The organism is Flavobacterium sp. YO64 (genome assembly GCF_004119505.1).
Classification (GTDB): Bacteria; Bacteroidota; Bacteroidia; order Flavobacteriales; family Flavobacteriaceae; genus Flavobacterium; species Flavobacterium oncorhynchi.
This window is the reverse complement of record NZ_NRQV01000004.1, coordinates 84739-106823: the sequence shown is the minus strand read 5'-3', so window position 1 is coordinate 106823 and position 22085 is coordinate 84739. Positions and strand designations below refer to the sequence as shown.

The window sequence follows — 22085 nt, the reverse complement described above, 5'->3', positions numbered from 1 at the left end:
AACAGCTAAATAAAATTATTAGAACGGATGTTGCTAATTAAATGTTAATTATTATATTGCAGCACCTAAATTTATCACCTAAGAATGAGTATGAAAGTAAACAAAATTGTAGTCTTGCAATTAATGATGTCAATGGTATTGATGTTGGGCACGGCTAGTTGTAGCAAAAAATCGAGTTCCACTCACGCTTCGAGAGCAACTGGCTGGGATGTAGATAGTCAGAATGGAACTGCTGCTAGAAATGCAGGAAAAAAACAACAGGCAGGACCTGGTTTAGTTTTTGTTGAAGGAGGTACATTTACTATGGGTAAAGTACAAGATGATGTTATGCACGATTGGAATAACACACCTACTCAGCAACACGTTCAGTCTTTCTATATGGATGAAACTGAAGTTACAAATGGTATGTACTTAGAGTACCTTGAGTGGTTGAAAAAAGTTTTCCCTCCAACAGAAGAAAATTACAAGAATATTTACGAAGGAGCTTCACCTGATACTTTAGTATGGAGAAATCGTTTGGGGTATAACGAAACGATGACAAATAACTATTTAAGACACCCATCTTATGCAAACTACCCAGTAGTTGGTGTAAACTGGATTCAAGCTGTTGAATTTAGTAAATGGAGAACTGACCGTGTAAACGAAGCTGTTTTAGAGAAAAATGGTTACCTTCAAAAAGGAGCTAAAACTAGTGATGTTACTGCTGAAAATGCATTTAATACAGAAGGATATTTAATGTCTCCTAGTACTTCACGTGGTGGAAGCGAAGAAATTGTTATCAAGAAAAATCCAAACGGAAAGCGACCAAAAGCTGGAAAAGACGGCGTAGTTCCTGAAGAGAAAAATGTATACGCACAACGTTCTTCTGGAATCATTTTACCAGAGTACAGACTTCCTACTGAAGCTGAGTGGGAATATGCTGCAGCTGCAGATGTTGGACAAAGAGAATATAACATTTACAAAGGACAAAAGAAATATCCTTGGTCTGGTGATTACACTCGTTCAGCGAAACGTAAAAATAGAGGTGATCAGTTAGCTAACTTTAAACAAGGAAACGGTGATTACGGTGGAATTGCAGGTTGGTCTGATGACGGTGCAGATATTACAAACTCTGTAAAAAGTTATGCTCCAAACGATTTCGGTTTATATGATATGGCAGGAAACGTTGCAGAATGGGTTGCCGATGTTTACAGACCAATTATCGATAATGAAGCAAATGATTTTAACTACTATAGAGGAAATCAATATGCTAAAAATAAAATTGGAAAAGATGGTAAAGTTGAAATCGTTACAACTGCTACTATTAAATATGATACATTAAGTAATGGAAAAGTAATTGCAAGAAATCTTCCAGGAGAAATCGCTCAGGTTCCAGTTGACGAGCAAGAAACATATTTAAGACAAAACTTCAGTACAAGTAATAATATCAATTACAGAGATGGTGATAAACAATCTTCAAGATATTTTGACTTTGGAGATTCTGAATCAGGATCAAAAGCTGATCAAGCAATGTATAATTCTCCTAAACATAACGTAACAACGGACAGTTTAGGTAAAATGATTAGAAAATATGATAACTCTAGTAAACGTACGACTTTAATTGATGATAAAGTTAGAGTTTACAAAGGAGGTTCTTGGAGAGATAGAGCATATTGGTTAGATCCAGCTCAAAGAAGATATTTCCCTCAAGATATGGCAACAGATTACATCGGATTTAGATGTGCTATGTCAAGAGTAGGTGCAAAATCAGAAAGAAAAAAATCACCTAGAAACTAAGTTTTAGAAATTTCAACATAAAAAATTCCAAATTCCAAAAGCTGAATATTTCAGTATGGAATTTGGATTTTTTTTATTGTTTTTTTTCTATTTTTATGGTCTATTAAATAAAAAATTAAATGAATATTCAGGACATTCATAATTTGTTTTTACAATGTAAATCAGTTTCAATTGATACAAGGAAAATTGAAAAAGAATCAATGTTTTTTGCCATTAAAGGAGAGAATTTTGATGCCAATACTTTTACTCAAAAAGCACTCGATTTAGGAGCGTTATTTGTTATTATTGACAACGAATCTTATTTGATAGATGAGCGGACTATCCTTGTAAAAAACAGCTTAGAAACATTGCAGGAACTTGCAAAATATCATAGAACCTATTTAAAATTGCCAATTATAGCTCTTACTGGAAGTAATGGAAAAACCACTACAAAAGAGCTGATAAATGTTGTATTGTCTAAAAAGTTCAAAACAAAAGCAACAATTGGTAATTTAAATAATCATATTGGAGTTCCGCTGACACTTTTGTCTTTTACAAGAGAAACTGAAATTGGAATTATTGAAATGGGAGCCAATCATAAAAAAGAAATTGAGTTTTTATGTGAGATCGCGCAGCCAGATTATGGTTATATTACAAATTTTGGTAAAGCGCATTTAGAAGGTTTTGGCGGCGTCGAAGGAGTTATACAAGGAAAAAGCGAGATGTATCAATATTTGGCAAAAAATGACAAACTTGTTTTTGTAAATCTTGAAGATCCTATTCAAATCGAAAAATCACAAGGAATAAAAGCATTCACTTTTGGAGTGAATAAAGAGAATGCAGATTTGAAGATTAAAAATATTACGGCGAATCCTTTTGTGATTGTTACTTATGAACATTTTGTTGTTGAGTCTCATTTAATAGGTCTTTACAATGCAAATAATATAAATGCAGCTGTAACTATTGGTAAATATTTTGAGGTTGATGACAAGGCAGTGAAAGAAGCTATTGAGAATTATATTCCTGAGAACAACAGATCGCAGTTGTTGAAAAAAGGTTCAAATGAGATTATTTTAGATGCCTACAATGCAAATCCAAGCAGTATGGCAGTGGCGATTGCAAACTTTGTACAATTAGAAAACAAAGGTAAAATAATGATTCTTGGCGATATGTTTGAGCTTGGCGATGAAAGTCAAAAAGAACATAAAATAATAGTAGATTCTTTGACAGGAGAAAACGAATGTTTAAGTTATTTGATTGGAAAATCATTTTACGAACATAAAATTTTGAGTGACACAATCAAATTTTTCGAATCATTTGATTCGTTTGCAGATTATCTAAAAACAATTCAATTCAATAATAATACGATTCTAATAAAAGGCTCAAGAGGAATGGCTCTTGAACGCACATTAGAATATATCTCATAATAAAAAGCCATTCGTTATTTCGAATGGCTTTTTCAATTTAAATACTCATTAAAAAACCTATTAGGTTTTCTTTTTTATTCAGTCCCAGTTTTTTTCTTAAACGGTATCGGGCTAATTCTACACCTCCAGTCGAAATATTCATAATTTCTGCTATTTCTTTTGTAGACATATTCATTAATAAATAGGTTGATAAATCCAGCTCTCGAGGCGAAATTGTGGGGTATTTTTCCTTTAGACGCTTTAAAAACTCAAAATGAACATTCTTAATGTGTTTTTCTAAATCCTTCCAGCTTTTATCCGTGTTTACTTCTTTTACAATGCTCTTATTAAGTTTGCTGACTTGAAATTTAGTAGAATCATCCAAAGCTTCCACATCTATTTCTTTTAATTTATGAATGATTCCGTTAAGAATTTTGTTTTTCTTTACCACCTGCAAAGAGTTGTTAACTAGTTCTTTATCTTTTGCCAGAATTTTAATTTGCAGTTTGTCATTTTTTAACTTCTCGATTTCTTTTTCCAAGTCATATTGCTCTTGTCTGATCCTTGATTCTTTTTCAAGATAAAGACGTCGCTGTTCGATAGTTTCATAATACTTGTTTTTTCTTATTTTCATTTTAATTCTATCCGAAATAAAATAAATCGCTATAATTAGGACTATAAAATACAGCATAAAAGCTAGAAAATGCCTGTACCAAGGAGGAGAAATGGTAAAAGTAACAGCCGATGGATCAGATTGAATTCCGTAACTGTTTCGAACCTTAACCCTCATTGTGTAATCTCCTTCTCGTAAGTTTGTATACTCTTTAAATGATATCACAGACCAATTGCTCCATTTGTCATCAAAAGGTTCTAATTGATACGAAAATTGAACGTTTTCGAGATTCTCGTAAGTAGGCGATGAAAAGGTAAAACGCACATTATTTGAAACGTAAGGTATACGAATATTTTCGATTCTAGTTTGATTGTTTCCAATTACAATAGTATCACCCGGAAATGAAAAACTTCGGATGAAAGCTTTAGGTTTAGTATTGTGAGCACTTTGCAGGCTGAAGTCATAATGAGCCAATCCATCTGTTAATCCAATAAAAATATTTTTAGAGTCGATCGTATTTACTGATAAATGGTTGCTCACTAAATTGCCAGTTAAGTTTGAAAAAGGAACAATACTGTTTTTGTAATGATTACGGTCTTTCATTAAAACCCCAAGCGACTCATCAAATGTATACCATAAATTTGACTGAGAATCTTCGCTTAAAGCATTTATCACAGGAATATTTTTAAAGAGTGCTGTTATGTTTTTATCTTCATAAAATAAGTCTTGTTCGCTTGAGTATTTATAAAAATGATTATTAGTTTGAAAATAAATTTTTCCTCCAATTTTTTGAAGACTTCCAATGTTTTTAAACCTAGGAGTTAATTGATCAATTTTTTTAATGCTGGCGAATTTTGTTAAGTCTTCACTTAAAGCCATTCTATAAATAGATTCGTCTTTTTTAAGCCAGAAATACAATTGATCAAGTTCAAAACTATTTGATGATTTGTCAAATCCAGAAACTTGATTTTTGAATATTAATCCGCTCGCTGTTTTTTGAAAAATGGCAAAACCATCATAATTGGAGCCAATAAAGAATCCAGGGTGACTAGGTATTTTTTTAAAACCAAAATAACCTCTAGAATCAATTATACGAGTTACTTTATCACCTTTAATAACAAGTGCGCCCCTATTGTTTGCACATATTAATTCATTGTCAATTACCTGAACATTCCAAGATTGAGCAGTGGTTCCTTCAACCAATTTAAAAACATCTTCCTTAAAGCTGTTGTTCCAAGCGTGATAAAAAACACCTTGATTGGTCGCTACATATAAATTCCCCTGAAAAATAACAGAAGCATATACCGTACTAATGTCATAACTAAATCCGAAATAGGTAAAAGGAGAAGTCTCATTAACAAAAGCAATTCCGTTATCCAGTCCCAGCCAAAGATTGCTTTTATTGTCTATAAATGAAGTTAAAACCGTATTGTTTTGTAATCCCTTTTTTCTATTAATATGTTGGATTATTTTGCCATTAAAATCGCAGATAATAATTCCGTCTAATACCGTATTCAGTACAATAAATTTGTTGTTGATAAGTACAGCACCTAATGAATTGTTTTTTTTAACAAAGCTGTTTGCTTCAGTGTTCCAAGGGAGAATATTGTTGTTTTCGTAAAGGAATAATCCTTTCTCGAGTGTAACAATCAGTATTTTATCTTTTGAAATAGAATGCATAGCCCAAATCTCAGTATCATTTAAGCTTGTAGTATTTGGCAAAACATAAAGACCTCCGTTTCGATATTCTAGAATTCCTTTTTCGACATCTTGAAAATAAAGTTTTCCGTTAACAACAAATGAGAACTGAAATCTTTTTGGAGCATTTAATATAGTTAACTTATTGTCTTTGAAAATATAGGCTCTTGCAAAAGATTGAAAAATAGTTTGATTGCCAATAGAATGAATTTTCCAGACAAAATCAATGATTTTAATTTTGTTCTTATCCACTTTTTTAGCCAATGAAGTGTATTTAAGCCGCCCATTATGATCTGGTTTAAAATAACCAAACTCATTATAGCCTCCCACAAAGATTTTTCCTGATTTGTCAATTTTTAAACATCTAACGGAAGTTAAATTAGGTAAAGGATATTTTCGCCATGTCGCTCCGTCAAATTGCAGCAAGCCATTATTATTAGCAAAATATAAATTTCCGTTTTTGTCTTGATCAATATTCCAGTTTTGGGTGCCTCCTTTGTATTCGTTTCGTTTGTAATTTCTGACATCTGGAAGGCCAATATTTTTCACCTGCGAAAAAATGGAGATTGTGAATAATGTAAAAAAAATGATATAAATGTATGGTTTCGTCAATTTGGTTGTTTTTTGGGTTTGTAAAGGAAGGGATGTGTTAAAGTGTTTATTTGTAGTGTTTTATATTTGTTTTTTGGGTACTATCACGATGTAGGGTAGTGTTTTTTTAATAAAAATAAGCAATCTTATAATAGTGTAGTGTTTATTTTTATAATTAACATTTTGATAACATCATTTATTTTGAATTTAATTTATTGAAAATGAATTTATTATATAAAATTTGATGTGTTTTTGTAATGTGCTTTTTTTTAATTTGATGTGTTTTTGTAAGGAATATTAGTTATCGATAGTAAAATATTAACATTATTATTGCATCAAATTACTAATTAATTAACCAAAATTTTTAGAAAAATGAAATTAACAAAATTACTTATTTTTTGTGTTTCGTCTTTGTTATTCTCGGTTATAGCAGTGGCTCAGGATGTCACAGTTAGTGGAATAATAAATGACGAAAGTGGAATGCCAGTTCCGGGTGCAACAATTGTACTAAAAGGTACAACTAAGTCAACCGCATCTGATTTTGATGGAAAATTTCAATTACAAGTACCTTCAAATGGAGTTTTGACAGTTACATTTATTGGATACACTACAGTTACTGAAGCTGTAAACGGCAGAACAAAAATTACAATTAAGTTATCACCCGAATCTCAAGCCCTGAATGAAGTAGTGGTTGTAGGATATGGAACTCAAAAAAAATCAGTTGTTACTGGAGCAATCTCCAGTGTAAAAGCAGCAGATCTTGAAAAAGTTCCAAACGGAAGAGTCGAACAAACTCTGCAAGGTCGTGCAGCAGGAGTTTCTGTAGCAGCTACTTCAGGACAACCAGGTGCCGCTTCCAAGGTTCGTATTAGAGGTATAACTACTTTTAGAGAAGGAGGTAATGATCCATTATGGGTTGTTGATGGTATTGCGGTAGATGCAAATGCGATTGGTTTTATTAACCAAAGTGATATTGAATCTATTGAAGTTCTAAAAGATGCAGCTTCTGCGGCGATTTATGGTACTCGTGCTGCTACGGGAGTTATCTTAGTTACGACTAAAAAAGGAAAATCAGGAAAAATATCTGTAAACTATAATGGCTTTGCTGGAATTTCAACTCCTGCTAAACGATTAGATCTTCTTAACGCATCGCAATATGGTGCTCTTATGAATGAAAAATCAATGGCTGATGGAGGTCCAATTAAATATACAAATCCAGCAGCTTTAGGAAAAGGTACAGATTGGCAGGATGCAATTTTTAATGATTCAGCTTTTAGATATACACATGAATTAAGCATCAGCGGTGGAGGTGAAAGATCTACTTTTTATGCTTCTTTCGGAATACAAGATCAAGAGGGAATTGTGGCAACAGAAATTTCAAACTATACAAAGAAAAATTTCCGTTTAAATTCGACACACAAAATTTCTGATTACTTTACGTTTGGACAAACTTTTGGTTATACACACCAAAAAACTAAAGGTCTTGATAATCCAAATACTGAATTTGGAGGGCCTTTAAGTTCTGCAATTAACTTAGACCCAATTACTCCACTTGTTGTTACTGATCCAGCAGTAGATGGTACAGGTTTTTATGCAAATCCAAATGTAGTTAGAGATGCAAACGGACGTCCTTACGGAATTTCGTCTTTAGTACAACAAGAAATGACCAATCCACTAGGTTTCATGCAAACTAGATTAGGAGCATTTAACTGGTCAGATGATTTTGTTGGAAATGCTTATTTAGAAGCTAATATTACCACCCATTTAAAATTTAGAACTACACTTGGCGGTAAATTGGCTTATTGGGGAAAAGAAGGTTTTACACCGGTTTTTTTCCTAAATCCAAATATGAAAGCAGATAGAAACAACTACATGCAGGAAAACAGAAAATCATTTTCTTGGACTCTTGAAAATATCCTGACCTATTCTAACAAATTCGGTGATCATAATGTAAACATTCTTGCTGGACAAGGAGCTTATGTTGAAAACATTGGCGGTATGATTGGTGTAACTATGTTTGGTTTACCAATTACAAGCTACAAAGATGCTTCTTTCAATTTTGATATTCCACAAACAGACAGAGTTAATGCAGCTGAGGATTTTGTAGAGCACAAATTGGCATCGCTGTTTTTACGTGCTAACTATGATTTTAAAGAAAAATACCTTTTTACAGGAATCGTTCGTCGTGATGGATCGACTCGTTTTGGTGAAAACAAAAAATTCGGAGTTTTCCCTTCATTCTCTTTAGGATGGGTAATTTCTAAAGAAGGATTTTGGAAAGAAAACAATGTTGTTAATTCTTTAAAACTACGTGGAGGTTATGGAGTTGTTGGTAATGATAATATTAATGATTTCAAATATAGAGGTTTAGTTGTTGGAGGGTACAATTACTCTGTTGGAAATGAAGGTGCAATTACAACGGGATATGGGAACTCTACACTGCCAAATGCTGATTTAGGATGGGAAGAAACATCGCAAACTACAATTGGTCTTGATGCAAAACTTTTTAATGATTTTAATCTTTCTGTAGACTACTATAAAAAGAGAACAACGGGAATTTTAAGAGATGTTGTTATTCCTGGATATGTTGGAGTTGTTGATCCGCCTTCTGCAAATATTGCTGATATGAACAACAGTGGTTTTGAAATTGAATTAGGATACAAGAAAAGACTTGGAGAATTTAATTTAGGTGTAAACGGAAACTTTGCCTATTTAAAAAATGAAATCACTTACGTAGGATCATCTACAAACTATATTGTTGGAGACGCTAGTTTTCAGTCTATGGGACCAGTAACCAGAACACAAGTTGGGCATTCATTCAATGAATTCTATGGTTTTAAAACTGCAGGGATTTTTCAAAATGAAGCAGAAGTTGCAGCTTATAAAAATGCAAAAGGTGAGCTAATGCAGCCAAAAGCCAGACCGGGAGATTTCCGCTGGGTAGATTCAAACGGAGATGGTTCAATTACAGATGATGACAAACAGTTTTTAGGAACAAATATTCCTAAATATACATTTGGACTTACTTTAAATTTAGATTACAAAAACTTTGATTTTATGGCATTTGCGCAAGGAGCTGCTGGCAGCAAAATTTTTCAGGGGCTTAGAAGACTTGATGTTTTGAATGCAAACTATCAAACAAAAGCTTTAGATCGCTGGGTTGGAGAAGGAACTTCAAACGACTATCCTAGATTAACAAACGATGATCCAAATAAAAACTACAGTAATATGTCTAATTTTTATCTTGAAAATGGAAATTACGTGCGTTTGAAAATTGTTCAAGTTGGATACACAATGCCAACTAACTTATCATCTAAAATTGGTGCAGATAAAGTTCGTTTTTACTTAACAGGCGAAAACTTAATCACATTTACAAAATACAGCGGATACGATCCAGAAATTGGAGGTCAAGTATTTGGTGTAGATAAAGGAGTTTATCCACAAGCAAGATCTATTTTGTTTGGAGCGAATGTTCAATTTTAAAAAATTAAAGAATTATGAAAACTATAAAATTTAAATACATATATATTGCTATAGCAATGGCAGCTCTAGGAGGATCTTGCTCTGAAGATTTTGTCACCATTAATCCAGAGGGAAAATTTGATACAAGCACTTATTTTTCAAATGAGCAGCAATGTTACGCAGCATTATTGGGAGTATACGATCCGTTAAGAAAAAACACAGGTGGTTTTGAAAATTTAGTAGCAATGCTTAACGCAGGATCTGATGATTTTTATGCTGGAGGAGGTAGTGCAACAGATGGAAATGGAATTCAGAATTTCTCTACACACTCACTTACTTCAATAAGTATTCCAAGCAGTTACTGGAATGACCATTATCAAGGTGTGTCTCGAGCTAATTTATTGATCGAAAAACTTCCTGCAGCTACAATGGATAATGGTGTAAGAGCTAGATTTGCTGCAGAAGCAAAAGCATTGCGTGCACTTTACTATTTTAACCTAGTGAGATTGTTTAAAAACATTCCATTGGTTTTAGTACCTCTAAATACGCAGACTATTTACGACCCAGAACAAGTTACACCAGATGTAATTTATGCACAAATAGAAAAAGATTTAAAAGAAGCGATTACAGCTTTACCAAATAAAGTTACACCAGAGACTGAAGCGGGAAGACTTAATAAAGGTGCAGCTCAAGCAATATTAGGAAAAGTGCTTTTATTTGAAGGTAAAAAAGCCGAAGCAGCCACTGTTCTTGCAGAAGTAAATGGAACGCCAGGTATTGAAAATCAATATGGAAATAAGTTACTGGATAAGTTTAGTGATTTATGGGACACTTCAAAGAAATTTAATGCAGAGTCACTTTTAGAAGTATCTCATACAAGTGCTGGAAACTCTGACTGGACATTTTGGGGAACTGGTAAAGATGAAGGAAACTCTCTAAACGTTATGGTTGGACCAAGAGGATATGTGCTGACAGAAGGTTCTACAGCACCAGATCTTCCTTCAGGATGGGCTTTTAATGTGGCTACTCAAAAATTGTATAATGCAATGAAAGATGATCCTAGATTTGGAGCAACTATTTTAGATTTGAAAGCACTTAAAGCTGCTGGTCAAATCGATTATATTCCAGCTTATCAAGACACAGGCTATTTCTTGAATAAATACTTGCCAAGACAATCTGATGTTCGTACCGGAGGTGGTAATGCAGAGTTGAACTACAAACAAAACTCTTATATCATTAGACTTGCAGACACTTACTTAATGGAAGCAGAAGCTTTAGGATCTGGAGACAGAGCACAAAAATTACTTGATGCCGTTAGAAAAAGAGTTGGTTTAGGTTCTATACCTGTAACATTAGCGGCTATTAAAAATGAAAGAAGAATGGAATTAGCTGGTGAAGGTCATAGATTTTTTGATTTAGTTAGATGGGGAGATGCTCCAGCAGCATTAGCTGATAGAGGCTTTGATGCAGGTACAGATGAGATATTTCCAATTCCGTACACAGAACTTAACGGTACTAAATTGAAACAAAATCCTAATTATCAATAGTCGAAACTAATTAACCAAAAACAAAGAATATGAACCTAAATATAAATTTGAAAAAAAGTACTTTCCTAATGCTGACTTTGGCATTAGGGTTAGGAACATTAATAAGTTGTGATGATGAAACGGGTAATGTCAACGTTTTAATAGGAAGTAATATTGATGCAGCATTTACGGTAACTCCAGTTCAAGGAGCATCAAACACCTATCTTTTAGTTGCACAAACAAAAAACGTTATCTCTTCAAGATGGAATACCGGAGACGGTGAGTATCCAGGAAAAATGAATGAGATCATCACATTGCCAGATGCAGGAACCTATACAATTACGCATACAGCAGTTGGCGCAGGTGGAGCTACAGGAACCGCAAGTTCTCAACTTGTAGTTGCAACCACTGATTTAGCAAAAGGAAATCTTGTAAAAGGCGGTTCTTTTAAAACAGCTGCAGATCAGGCTAACTGGAAAAAAGTTATTTATGAAGCAACAGGCGACTGGGTTTATAGTGATAAAGGAGCAACTGTAAGCGGAGGTCACGCCGGAATTTATCAAGCTATAGATGTAGTAAAAGACAAAGAATACACTATTGATATGGTAGTTTCTGGTGGTGGATCTACAGATATGTGGTTTGAAGTTTATGCAGGCGAAAAAGATCCAGCAACAGTTTCTGGGGATTATAGTGACGGCGGAAAAGTAATGGGCTTAAATACTTGGGATGGCTGCGGTAAAAATCCAGTTTCGGGTAAATTATCATCCATCGGATGTACTAAAAATGCAAAACTAGATGCAGTAAGCAATGTTGTTAAATTTAGCACTACAGGAAAAATATATCTAATGATTAGATGCGGCGGTGGAATCGCTCCAGGCGGAATTACCATTAAAAGTGTCGAATTAAGAGGAAAGTAAGTTTAAGTTAAGTTTAAGTTTGGTTGCAAATAGCCCATAATCATTTATGAGTATGGGCTATTTTTTAAATCCTTAAACGGTCAGAAAAAGAGCTTCTGAAATAAAACTTCTATTTAGAATTTAATAATTTAAGGAAAGAATGAAAAAAAATAGTTTAAAGATTCTATGTTTTTTGTTCTCGCTGTCGACACTTGCCCAGCAGACAAAAGCAAAGAAAGAATTTACAACCAACGGAAAGAAAGTTACGGTTTATACAACTGCTGAGAATACTAATTTAAGATTAACATCAACAGATAATTTATCCTTTTCGGCAGCAAAACAGCCTCTGGAAACTGAAGTATCCGTTTTTGTTGAACCGTCAAAAAAATTCCAAACTTTTATGGGAATCGGCGGCGCAATAACAGACGCAAGTGCTGAAGTTTTTGCTAAACTTTCAAAAGAAAAACAAACAGAATTTTTAAATGCCTACTATGATAAACAAAAAGGAATAGGCTATTCTTTGCTAAGAACCACAATACAAAGTTCTGATTTTAGCAGTGAAAGCTATTCTTATATAAAAGAGGGTGACAAAGATTTAAAAACTTTTTCGATTGAACATGACAAACAATATCGAATTCCGTTAATCAAACAAGCCATTCAAACAGCGGGCGGTAAATTACTGACTTACGTTGCGCCATGGTCGCCAAATGCTTTTATGAAAAGCAACAAAAATATCTTGAAAGGCGGAACTTTATTACCAGAATACTACCAAACATGGGCAGATTTTTATGTAAAGTTTATAAAAGCATACGAGAAAGAAGGAATTCCAATTTGGGGAACCTCTACACAAAATGAACCTATGGCAACCCAAACTTGGGAATCATGTATTTATTCTGCTGAAGCTGAGAGGGATTTTATTAAAAATTTTCTAGGACCAACATTAAAAAAAGAAAAACTGGGTGACGTAAAAATCATTGCATGGGATCACAATCGTGATTTAATGAATTACAGAGCAAACGTAATTTATTCCGATCCAGAAGCATCAAAATATGTTTGGGGAATGGGTTTTCATTGGTACGAAAACTGGTCTGGCGGTTCGTCAATGTTTGATAATGTAGCCAAAGTAAACGAGGCATATCCTGATAAAAAACTATTGTTTACAGAAGGCTGTGTGGAGAAATTTGATGCTAAAAAATATCAATTTTGGGCAAACGGAGAAAGATATGGAATTTCTATGATGAATGATTTTAACAACGGAACTGCGGGATGGACGGATTGGAATATTCTTTTAGATGAAAAAGGAGGGCCAAATCACGTTGGTAATTTTTGTTTTGCTCCAATTCATGCTGACACAAAAACAGGCGAGTTAATCTACACACCATCTTATTATTACATTGGGCATTTTTCAAAATTCATCCATTTAAACGCCGTAAGAGTAAGTACAGCAGTAAGCAGAAGCGGATTGTTTAGTACCTCGTTTTTAAATACCAACGGAACAATGGCAACAATTGTAATGAATCAAACAGATAAAGAAATGAATTACAATTTAATTATTGGAGCTGAAAAAACGATCGTTAAAATTCCTGCTCACGCCATACAAACACTAGTTTACTAGAGCGTTTTAAATAAGAGGGTTGATTTGAATCATCCATTTCGACCCTCATTTATTTTGTATTTGAAACTATTTTTTTTGAGGTAATGCAAAAGCGATTGTAAGTTATTTTATTACAAGTTGATTTGGTTGTAATAGGTTGTTTATCAAGTTAAAAAATGTAAAAATGAAACTAAACTTTAAAAACACAATAAAAGCACTGTTTTTCATATTGGCAGTATTTTCGCAAATAAAGTGCTCTTCGTCAAACGATGCTGCTGATCCCGCTCTGGTTTTACCGCCTGTTGTACCTCCAATTGTTGTTACAAACGATGTCGATTTTTGGCTGACTAAAGGAGACCAAAGTGTTTTACTCGCAAAACAATCTGGGACATTAGGATTTGGAACCACATACAATATCTATCCAAATATCGAAGTAAGTGCTTCGCAAAAATATCAAACAATAGATGGTTTTGGTTATACGCTGACAGGCGGAAGCGCTGAAGTAATTAACCAATTAACAGCGTCAAAAAAGAGTGCTCTCTTGCAGGAACTTTTTGGTTCAGGCGAAAATTCGGTAGGAGTAAGCTACTTAAGAATTAGTATAGGAGCTTCAGACTTAAATGCATCTCCTTTTACTTATAATGATCTTGCGACTGGAGAAACCGATTTGGATTTGGTAAAATTTAGTTTGGATAAAGATAAAGCAGGCGTAATTTCACTTTTAAAAGAAATTTTAGCAATCAATCCTAAAATTTTAATACTCGCAACTCCTTGGTCTGCACCTTTGTGGATGAAAGACAAAGACAGCTTTATAGGCGGAAAACTGCAAACCAAATATTATGATGTTTATGCTAAATATTTTGTAAAATACATTCAGCAAATGAAAGCTGAAGGAATTACAATTGATGCCATAACACCACAAAATGAACCCTTACACGACGGGAATAATCCTAGTATGTATATGTCGGCAGCAGAGCAGGCTAATTTTATAAAAACAAGTTTAGGTCCAGCCTTTAAAGCGGCTAATTTAAATGTCAAAATTATTATTTACGATCATAACTGCGATAACATAAGTTATCCAAAAGCAATTTTAGCAGACGCCGATGCTTTTCCTTTTATAGACGGATCAGCTTTTCATTTATACGCAGGAGATATCAGCGCATTATCCAATGTTTACAATGCTTATCCAACAAAAAATGTGTATTTCACAGAGCAATATACCGCCTCAACAGGAAATTTCGGAGGAGATCTAAAATGGCATATGCGAAATGTAGTTATTGGTTCAATGAGAAACTACAGTAAGAATGCACTAGAATGGAATTTAGCCAATAACAGCAATTACGAACCTCATACTCCTGGTGGATGCAACACTTGCAAAGGCGCTTTAACAGTAACATCAACCGAAAATTTTCAGAGAAACGTTGCTTATTATATTATTGCACACGCTTCAAAATTTGTCCCGGCAGGTTCTGTTAGAATTGCTAGTAATACAAGCGGAAATCTTCAAAATGTGGCATTCTTAACCCCATCAGGTTCAAAAGTTTTAATTGTTGAAAATGATGGAACTGCAGTAGAAGTTTTCAATATCAAGTTCAATGATAAATGGATAACAACCTCTTTAGAAGCAGGTTCAGTGGCAACCTATACTTGGAAATAAAAATCGAGTAAAAAACAAAATAGTTTTCAAATGAAAAAAATAATAATAGCAGTACAGCTTTTGTTTACAGTTGCCGTTGCAGGACAAGGTTTTTTACATAGAGACGGGCAAAAAATTGTTGATGGCAATGGAAAGAATATTCTATTAAGAGGTCTTGGGATAGGCGGGTGGATGGTGCAGGAAGGATACATGATGCAGACACAGCCCTTTGCCAGTCCGCAATATATAATAAAACAGAAAATTCAAGATGTTATTGGCGAGCAAGGAACAAAAGAGTTTTATGCAGCGTACAAAGCAAATGGATTAACAAAACGAGATGTAGATTCGTTAGCAGCATGGGGGTTCAATTCAATCCGTCTGCCAATGCATTATAATCTATATACACCGCCAATTGAAGAAGAAAAAAATGGTGAAATCACCTGGATAGAAGAAGGTTTTATAATGACAGATAATTTACTGAAATGGTGTACCGAAAACAAAATTTATCTTATTCTAGATTTGCATGCAGCTCCGGGCGGACAAGGAAATGATGCGGCAATTTCTGATTACGATACGACAAAACCATCATTATGGGAAAGTGAAGCCAATCAGAAAAAAATGATTGCTTTATGGAAAAAACTAGCTTCTCGTTATAGAGACAATCCATGGATTGGAGCGTATGATATTATTAATGAACCCAACTGGAATTTTACAGGAACAAATAAAAATGGCTGTGATGAAAACTCAAATGGACCTTTAAGAGATCTAATGGTTGCTGTTACAAAAGCAATTCGTGAAGTCGATACCAATCATTTGATTTTTATTGAAGGAAACTGCTGGGGAAATAATTACAACGGGATTTTTCCTCTATGGGATGATAATATGGCATTGAGTTTTCATAAATATTGGAACTATAATACTAAAGAATCAATCCAGAAAATGCTGGACTATAGAACGCAGTACAATGTGCCAATTTGGTTAGGAGAAAGCGGAGAAAATTCTAATGTTTGGTTTAAAGATGCACTTACATTGATGGAAACCAACAATATTGGATGGGCATTTTGGCCAATGAAAAAAATCGAAAACATTGCAGGAGTAACCTCAGTCACTAAAATTCCAGAATATGATGTTTTACTGAAATATTGGAAAGATGGTGGAGAAAAACCAACAGCAGATTTTTCTAAAAAAACATTAATGAAAATGGCAGATAATTACAAAATGGAAAACGTAACCGTTAAACCAGATGTAATCGACGCCATGTTTAGACAAGTACACACAAATGATACAAAGGCGTACAAGAAAAATACAATTCCCGGAAAAATTGTAGCAACACATTATGATTTAGGAACAAACGGTTACGCATACTTCGATAAAGATTTTGTGAATTACAGAGTTGAAACTAACAAATTTGAAGATTGGAATAAAGGAAACACAATGCGAAATGACGGTGTAGATATTCTGCCATGCAAAGACTCAGGATCAAACGGTTATCAAGTTTCATTTATTGAAGACGGCGAATGGCTGCAGTTTACTGCCGAAGTTAAAAAGCAGAATAAATACAATGTTGCTATACGATATTCAAGTGAAAAAGCAGAAGGCAAAATTCATTTAGAAACCGAAAAAGGAAAGTCAAAATCGATAACACTGCCAGCAACTGGCGGAAGTGGAAAATGGAAAACTATAATCTTAACTGATGTCGAACTGAATGCAGGACAAAACAAGATTAAAGCCGTTTTTGAAAAAGGAGGTTTTAATTTAAACTATTTAGATTTTTCAGAGAATAAAAAAGGAAATTCAAAAAAGTAAAAAGAAATATCAATTTTCTTGTTTAAGAAACAAAATAAAACGTGATGATATATTTAATATTGATTATCCTAACGTATATAATTAACATAACTTTTAAATAAGTTTTTTTCTTTAAGGCTAAGGAAACATTAGCTTTACGGATCAAAATTTTTTAAATATGAAAAAGAAAAATACAATTGTTTTAGTGGTAATGATGCTTTTAGTAAGCGGAGCATTTTATGGTCAAAATTTAAAAATTATGACCTACAACATTCGTTTAAATGTTGCTTCAGATGGAGAAAATGCCTGGCCAAATCGTAAGGATTATTTCATGTCTCAAGTACAATTTTACAGCCCCGATATTTTTGGAGTTCAGGAAGCAACACCAAGTCAAGTAATTGATATTGCATCAGGTATGTCTAAGTACAGCAAATTTGGAATAGGAAGAGAAGAAGGAGGAACTGGAGAAGCCTGCACGATTTATTACAAAAAAGATCGTTTTAAGCTTCAAGATTCTGATACCTTCTGGCTTTCAGAAACACCAAATGTAGTTTCAAGAGGCTGGGATGCCGCTTGTAACAGAGTTTGTACTTACGGACTTTTTACAGATTTAAAAACTAAAAAAACATTTTACGTATTTAATCTTCACCTTGATCACATGGGAGAAGTTGCAAGAGTTAAAGGCGTGCAGGTAGTTTTAGAAAAAATAAAAACAATAAACACAAAAAAATATCCGGTGTTTTTAATGGGAGATTTTAATTCAGAACCCAACACACCTCAAATTACTGAAATCAAAAAAGTAATGGACGACACCAGAGATGTTTCAAAAGAAAAACCATTTGGGCCATCAGGAACTTTTAATAATTTCAAACACAATGAGCCTGTGACCTTATTAATAGATTACATTTTTATCTCAAAAAACAGCGGGCTTACAGTTCAAAAACACGCAGTTTTAAGTGATTCTAAAGATTTAAAATATCCTTCAGATCATTTACCTGTTCTAATAGAAATAGATTAAATATGAAAAACATCAACAAAAAACTCCAAATTTTACTGTTACTGCCTCTTATTGCAGTACAGATAAAATGTGGATCTTCAAAAAATGTTGCAAGCAATTCAGGAAAAGCACAATCTTGGATTACAACAACAGATGAAACATCAAAACTTAAAAAACAGGACGATTTAGTTTTTAGTTCAGAAACTAATGAAAATCAAACCATTGAAGTAAATCCTGCTCAGAAATTTCAAACCATAGAAGGTTTTGGATTTTCGTTAACAGGAGGAAGTGCTCAAACAATTTTAAAACTAGATAAAGCAAAAAAAGAAGCCCTGCTTCAAGAGTTGTTTTCTAGAAAAAATGATGCCATTGGTTTAAGTTACCTGCGTATAAGTATTGGAGCTTCAGATTTGAATGAAAAAGTTTTTTCGTATGATGATATGCCAGAAGGGCAAACAAATTTAAAGCTGGAACATTTTAATCTTGGTCCAGATTTAAATGATGTGGTACCCTTGTTAAAAGAGATTTTAGCTATAAATCCACAAATAAAAATTATGGGTTCTCCGTGGTCGCCGCCAGTTTGGATGAAAGACAACGGAAGCTCAAAAGGCGGAAGCTTACAGCCTAAATATTATCAGGTTTATGCCGAGTATTTTGTAAAATATATTCAAGCCATGAAAGAGCACGGAATTGTAATTGATGCCATTACGCCGCAGAATGAACCATTACATCCAGGAAATAATCCAAGTTTATTGATGCTTGCAGAACAACAGGCAGAATTTATAAAAAATCATTTAGGTCCCGCTTTCGCGAAAGCAAAAATTAAAACCAAGATTGTAGTTTACGATCACAACTGCAATAAGCCAGAATATCCTTTGACTATCTTAAATGATCCAAAAGCACTGCCTTTTGTAGCAGGTTCAGCATTTCATTTATACGAAGGAGATATCAGTGCTATGTCTAAAGTTCATGATGCGTATCCAAATAAAGATTTGTATTTTACAGAACAATACACAGGATCAGGAAGCAGTTTTGAATCTGATTTGAAATGGAGTGTAAAAAATGTCGTGATTGGCTCGATGCGCAACTGGAGTGTAAATGCACTTTCGTGGGGATTAGCAAATGACGAATTCTACAAACCATTTACACCAGGCGGATGTTCGACTTGTAAAGGCGCTTTAATGATTGATCAAAATCAAAATATAAAAAGAGAAGTAGGCTATTACATTATTGGCCACGCTTCTAAATTTGTACCAGAAGGATCAATTAGAATTGGAAGCAATATAAGCGGGAATCTTTATAACGTCGCTTTTAAAACACCATCAGGACAAATTGTTTTAATTGTTGAAAATGACGGAAATACAGCTGAAACAGTCAATGTAAAATACAATCAAAAACAGATCTCAACTACTTTAAACGCAGGAGCAGTATCAACTTACGTTTGGTAATTAAAATAAAACACATGAAAACAACAACAACATTCCTCTTGCTGATGGTCACATTTTTTGCGGCTGCACAGCAAGAAACAATCGATCAGAAAGTAAATGCTTTATTGAAAAAAATGACTATTGAAGAAAAAATAGGTCAGTTAAATCAATATAGTAACGACAACTCAATAACAGGACCAATAACCATTAACCCAAATAAGCAGACCGAGATTAAGAACGGTTTAGTAGGTTCAATGTTGAATGTAACGGGAGTAGAATCTACTCGAAACTATCAAAAGTTAGCCATGCAATCCCGTTTAAAAATACCAATGTTGTTTGGGCAGGACGTTATTCATGGTTATAAAACAACATTTCCATTACCATTAGCAGAAGCTGCTAGTTGGGATTTAGAAGCCATAGAGCTGGCAGCAAGAGTAGCGGCTACAGAAGCAGCCGCAAGCGGAATTCATTGGACATTTGCACCAATGGTTGATATTGGGCGTGACCCGCGTTGGGGACGTGTTATGGAAGGTGCTGGAGAAGATACTTATCTAGCTTCTAAAATCGCTTATGCAAGAGTAAAAGGTTTTCAAGGAAATAAATTAGGAGATTTAAACTCTGTTATGGCGTGCGTAAAACATTTTGCCGCTTATGGAGCCGCAGTTGGTGGAAGAGATTATAACTCCGTTGATATGAGCGAAAGAATGTTGTGGGAAACTTATCTGCCTCCTTTCAAAGCCGCTTTAGATGCTGGTGCAGCAACATTTATGAATTCATTTAATGATTTAAACGGAATTCCCGCTACAGGAAATGTTCATTTACAACGTGACATTTTAAAAGAAAAATGGAACTTTCAAGGTTTTGTAGTTTCAGATTGGGGTTCTATTGGAGAAATGGTAGCTCACGGCTACTCAAAAGATCTTAAAGCAGCAGCACTTTCAGCAATTACTGCCGGAAGTGATATGGATATGGAAAGCGTTGCCTACAAAAATAATTTAGCACAATTGGTCAAAGAAGGCAAAGTTTCAATAGACTTGGTTGATGATGCTGTAAAACGTATTCTTCGCAAGAAATTTGAATTAGGTTTGTTTGACGATCCTTATAGATATTCTGATGAAAAAAGAGCAGAGAAAGCTTTAAATAATCCAGAAAATAGAAAAGCGGCGCTTGAAGTTGCTCAAAAAAGTATAGTTTTATTAAAGAACGAAAATCAAACATTACCACTTTCTAAAAACCTAAAAACAATCGCTTTTATTGGGCCGATGGTAAAAGAGTATAAAGAAAATATGGGTTTTTGGTCTGTAGAATTACCTAATGTTGATTACAATAAATGGATTGTTTCGCAATGGGATGGTTTACAGAATAAAGTAGGCAAGAATACTAAATTACTTTATGCAAAAGGCTGCGAAGTTGAAGGCGACAACAAAGATGGTTTTGCAGAAGCTGTTGCAACTGCAAAACAAGCTGATGTTGTTATTTTAAGTATTGGCGAAAAACGCGACATGAGCGGTGAAGCAAAAAGCCGAAGCGATATTCATTTGCCAGGCGTTCAGGAAGATTTAGTAAAAGCGATTCAGGCAACAGGAAAACCAGTTGTAGTTTTAATAAATGCAGGAAGACCTCTTGTTTTTAATTGGACAGCAGACAACGTTCCAGCAATTGTTTATACTTGGTGGTTAGGCACAGAAGCAGGAAATGCAATTGCAAATGTGTTATTTGGAGATTACAATCCGTCAGGAAAATTACCAATGACATTTCCTAGAGAAGTAGGGCAGATTCCTATTTATTACAACCATTTCAGTACAGGAAGACCAGCCAAAGACGAAAATCAAAACAATTATGTTTCAGCATATATCGATTTAAAGAATTCACCTAAATTCGCTTTTGGGCATGGATTGAGTTATACTAAATTTGAATATTCTGGATTGAAACTTTCTTCATCAAAAATGAAAAACAATGAAACAATTAAAGTTTCATTTCAATTATCAAATGTTGGAAAAGTGACTGGAGATGAAGTAGTACAATTGTATTTAAAAGATAAATTTGGATCAGTTGTTCGCCCAGTTTTAGAATTAAGAGATTTCCAAAAAGTAAAATTAAATGCGGGAGAATCAAAAACAATCGAATTTACAATCGACAAAGAAAAGCTTTCTTTCTACAATGATAAATTAGAATGGACTGCTGAACCTGGAGATTTTGAAGTAATGATTGGAGCTTCATCAGCAGATATTAAACTAAAATCAGATTTTGAATTAGTGCAGTAATATAGAATGTCAATTAGAATTGGCGTTATGGATTTTATAAAGAGGCTAAATTATTTTAAAACCGTATTTATAAAATCCATAGCGCCAATTCCTTTATATGAAGCATACAATGCTTTGTCAAAAGCTTCACGTTTTGCTTTTTTATCTTTAGCCTCAGTTTCAACGATCATTTCATTAAAAATTCTTTCCTGCTCTTCGCTGTATTTTAAAGAAGCTTCCAAAAGATAAGTTTTAGAAACAAAACCAAAAGAACTCCAGATTTTATCTCTAATTTTTGAATTGATTTTTTTTAACGGATTAGTGGTCATATTCTCCATCATTTTCTTCTAAATTTTGTTTTCTTCGATAAGAACTATAAGTGGTATAAAAGCAGTTCTTTCTCTTTCTTTTTTAATTGTTTTTCACAATTAATCATTAAATGTGTTATTATGACGC

13 protein-coding genes are annotated in these 22085 nt (G+C 33.9%); 11 read left to right on the top strand and 2 right to left on the bottom strand.

The window, feature by feature from the left end; genetic code table 11:
- The first annotated feature begins 90 nt into the window (after positions 1–90).
- Complete coding sequence (gldJ, locus tag BOW57_RS04255; protein ID WP_089052633.1) at positions 91–1776, top strand: gliding motility lipoprotein GldJ; 1686 nt, start codon at positions 91–93, stop codon at positions 1774–1776.
- Between the two features lie 119 nt (positions 1777–1895).
- Positions 1896–3182, top strand: coding sequence for a UDP-N-acetylmuramoyl-tripeptide--D-alanyl-D-alanine ligase (gene murF, locus BOW57_RS04250; protein ID WP_129053151.1), 1287 nt, complete (start codon positions 1896–1898; stop codon positions 3180–3182).
- Positions 3183–3219: 37 nt separating this feature from the next.
- Here the strand turns inward: murF and BOW57_RS04245 are convergent, their stop codons facing one another.
- Positions 3220–6084, bottom strand: a complete 2865-nt coding sequence (locus BOW57_RS04245) for a triple tyrosine motif-containing protein (RefSeq protein WP_129053150.1) — start codon at positions 6082–6084, stop codon at positions 3220–3222.
- A 351-nt stretch (positions 6085–6435) separates the two neighbouring features.
- On the opposite strand from BOW57_RS04245, the gene BOW57_RS04240 reads away from it, so the two are divergent.
- From BOW57_RS04240 to BOW57_RS04200, 9 genes are all read left to right on the top strand, one after another.
- Entirely contained in the window at positions 6436–9546 is a 3111-nt protein-coding gene (locus tag BOW57_RS04240; protein ID WP_129053149.1) for a TonB-dependent receptor, read from the top strand.
- A gap of 14 nt (positions 9547–9560) precedes the next feature.
- Positions 9561–11072: a RagB/SusD family nutrient uptake outer membrane protein gene (locus BOW57_RS04235; RefSeq protein WP_129053148.1), complete on the top strand. Its 1512-nt coding sequence runs from the start codon at positions 9561–9563 to the stop codon at positions 11070–11072.
- Positions 11073–11101: 29 nt separating this feature from the next.
- The gene (locus BOW57_RS04230) at positions 11102–11968 is read left to right on the top strand and encodes a hypothetical protein (RefSeq protein WP_129053147.1); all 867 of its coding nucleotides are present in this window, start codon (positions 11102–11104) and stop codon (positions 11966–11968) included.
- Positions 11969–12107: 139 nt separating this feature from the next.
- Positions 12108–13562, top strand: a complete 1455-nt coding sequence (locus BOW57_RS04225) for a glycoside hydrolase family 30 beta sandwich domain-containing protein (RefSeq protein ID WP_129053146.1) — start codon at positions 12108–12110, stop codon at positions 13560–13562.
- A 163-nt stretch (positions 13563–13725) separates the two neighbouring features.
- Positions 13726–15198, top strand: coding sequence for a glycoside hydrolase family 30 beta sandwich domain-containing protein (locus tag BOW57_RS04220; RefSeq protein WP_129053145.1), 1473 nt, complete (start codon positions 13726–13728; stop codon positions 15196–15198).
- Between the two features lie 30 nt (positions 15199–15228).
- On the top strand, positions 15229–16983 hold the full coding sequence (locus BOW57_RS04215; RefSeq protein ID WP_129053144.1) for a cellulase family glycosylhydrolase: 1755 nt from the start codon (positions 15229–15231) through the stop codon (positions 16981–16983).
- A gap of 157 nt (positions 16984–17140) precedes the next feature.
- The gene (locus BOW57_RS04210; protein ID WP_129053143.1) at positions 17141–17980 is read left to right on the top strand and encodes an endonuclease/exonuclease/phosphatase family protein; all 840 of its coding nucleotides are present in this window, start codon (positions 17141–17143) and stop codon (positions 17978–17980) included.
- Between the two features lie 2 nt (positions 17981–17982).
- Positions 17983–19407, top strand: coding sequence for a glycoside hydrolase family 30 beta sandwich domain-containing protein (locus BOW57_RS04205; RefSeq protein WP_129053142.1), 1425 nt, complete (start codon positions 17983–17985; stop codon positions 19405–19407).
- Between the two features lie 14 nt (positions 19408–19421).
- Positions 19422–21650 (top strand): glycoside hydrolase family 3 N-terminal domain-containing protein, encoded by a 2229-nt coding sequence (locus tag BOW57_RS04200; protein WP_129053141.1) that lies wholly within the window; start codon positions 19422–19424, stop codon positions 21648–21650.
- Between the two features lie 50 nt (positions 21651–21700).
- Here the strand turns inward: BOW57_RS04200 and BOW57_RS04195 are convergent, their stop codons facing one another.
- Positions 21701–21970: a hypothetical protein gene (locus tag BOW57_RS04195; RefSeq protein ID WP_241687377.1), complete on the bottom strand. Its 270-nt coding sequence runs from the start codon at positions 21968–21970 to the stop codon at positions 21701–21703.
- Positions 21971–22085: the final 115 nt, after the last annotated feature.